Genomic DNA, 2,231 nt, shown 5'->3' with positions numbered 1-2,231 from the left:
GCGCTATCGTCGCGCGCATCGGGGATGTCGTCGCTGATGCGGACGTCGAGCGAGGCGCTATCGGCCGACCCGTCGCCATCGGTGACGGTGACGGTGAAGGATTGAAGGATGCTATCCGTCCCCGGCTGGCCATGGGCGAGGCTGTTGCCGGTGAGTTCATAGCTGTAGGCAAAGCTGCCGCCGGTCACCGAGCCATCAGGGCCCGTCACGGGCGTGAATCCGGTGATGCGCAGCGTGCCTTCCGCCGTGACGATCGCAGCGGCCTTGAACGCGCCGCCCGCGAAGATGGAAACCCCTTCCACGCTCGCCGCCGCCAGCCCGTCGGGGGTGGATATGCTGAAGCTGCCCGTACGGGTGAGCGCCGCTGCATCGGGGGCTGACCCATCCGCCAGATGGGCTTCCGACACAAGGACTTCGGCGCCTTCGCCATCAAGGCCGCTGATCCCTACGCCGTCGTCCGATCCCGATATGGTGATGGTGAGGGTGGACGACGACACATCTCCATCACCATCAGTGATGGAGTAGCTGAAACTGTCGGTCAGCGTCTCGCCGGGGCTGAGCGTCTGGACCAAGGGATTTTCATTGTCGAGCCTGTAGCTGTAGAGCCCGCTGGCCTCCAGCGTCAGCGTGCCATAGACACCCTTGAACGTACCGGCGCTGGATATAGCCGCACCATCCGCGCCCTGCACGTCCGCCACGCCGTCGCTGCCGTTGGCGTCGCTGCCGCCGATGCCCGTCAGCACATTGCCGTCCGCCACCAGCGGACCATCCTCGCTCACGCCATCGCTGTCCGCCAAAGCGCGCGGCGCATCGTCGGAGATGCGGATGAGAAGATCGGCCACCCCCACCGACCCGTCACTGTCGGTCACTTTGACGCTGAACTGGTCCTGCCCCTCTTCGCCAGATGCCGGGGCCGTCAGCGTGTAGCTATAGCTGTAGCCCGCGTCTGTGCGCGTGACCTGTAATATGCCAAAGCTGCCTGAGACGGTGCCCCCCGCCGTGACATCCACGCCGCCCACAAGGAGTTGCGCCACGCGATCGGCTCCAGTGTCGATCGCCAGGACGCCGGCCGCCGTCTCGCTCGCCGAGGCCGGGTCAGAACCTGACGGCAGGCCCGCTTCGGACACCGCCGCGGTGGAAGGCATGATGCGGGGCGTGCTGTCGGCCGCGAGAAGCACGGTCACGGTGGCGCTTGCGCTGTCTCCGTCGCCGTCCTTGAGACTGTAGGTGAAACTGTCGCTCCCCGTCGCGCCAGCATTGGGCGTATAGGTAAAGCTGCCGTCGCCATTATAGATGAGGCTGCCTTTTGCGGGTCCGGTCACCAGCGAAACACCCGTCGCCAGCGCAACGCCATCCGCCCCGGTGAGATCGTTCGCGACCACATTAATAATGACTGAACTATCTTCCAGCGCGGCGGCGCTATCGTCGCGCGCATCGGGGATGTCGTCGCTGATGCGGACGTCGAGCGAGGCGCTATCGGCCGACCCGTCGCCATCGGTGACGGTGACGGTGAAGGATTGAAGGATGCTATCCGTCCCCGGCTGGCCATGGGCGAGGCTGTTGCCGGTGAGTTCATAGCTGTAGGCAAAGCTGCCGCCGGTCACCGAGCCATCAGGGCCCGTCACGGGCGTGAATCCGGTGATGCGCAGCGTGCCTTCCGCCGTGACGATCGCAGCGGCCTTGAACGCGCCGCCCGCGAAGATGGAAACCCCTTCCACGCTCGCCGCCGCCAGCCCGTCGGGGGTGGATATGCTGAAGCTGCCCGTACGGGTGAGCGCCGCTGCATCGGGGGCTGACCCATCCGCCAGATGGGCTTCCGACACAAGGACTTCGGCGCCTTCGCCATCAAGGCCGCTGATCCCTACGCCGTCGTCCGATCCCGATATGGTGATGGTGAGGGTGGACGACGACACATCTCCATCACCATCAGTGATGGAGTAGCTGAAACTGTCGGTCAGCGTCTCGCCGGGGCTGAGCGTCTGGACCAAGGGATTTTCATTGTCGAGCCTGTAGCTGTAGAGCCCGCTGGCCTCCAGCGTCAGCGTGCCATAGACACCCTTGAACGTACCGGCGCTGGATATAGCCGCACCATCCGCGCCCTGCACGTCCGCCACGCCGTCGCTGCCGTTGGCGTCGCTGCCGCCGATGCCCGTCAGCACATTGCCGTCCGCCACCAGCGGACCATCCTCGCTCACGCCATCGCTGTCCGCCAAAGCGCGCGGCGCATCGTC

1 protein-coding gene is annotated in these 2,231 nt (G+C 65.7%); it reads right to left on the bottom strand.

From position 1 onward, the window contains the following. On the bottom strand, positions 1-2,231 hold a 2,231-nt coding region (locus L288_RS0121770; RefSeq protein ID WP_031304541.1), incomplete at both ends, for an Ig-like domain-containing protein.

Origin of the sequence: Sphingobium quisquiliarum P25 (assembly GCF_000445065.1) — a bacterium.
GTDB classification, from domain to species: Bacteria; Pseudomonadota; Alphaproteobacteria; order Sphingomonadales; family Sphingomonadaceae; genus Sphingobium; species Sphingobium quisquiliarum.
The sequence above is the reverse complement of the archived record's forward strand: the minus strand, read 5'-3'. Positions and strand labels throughout refer to the sequence as shown.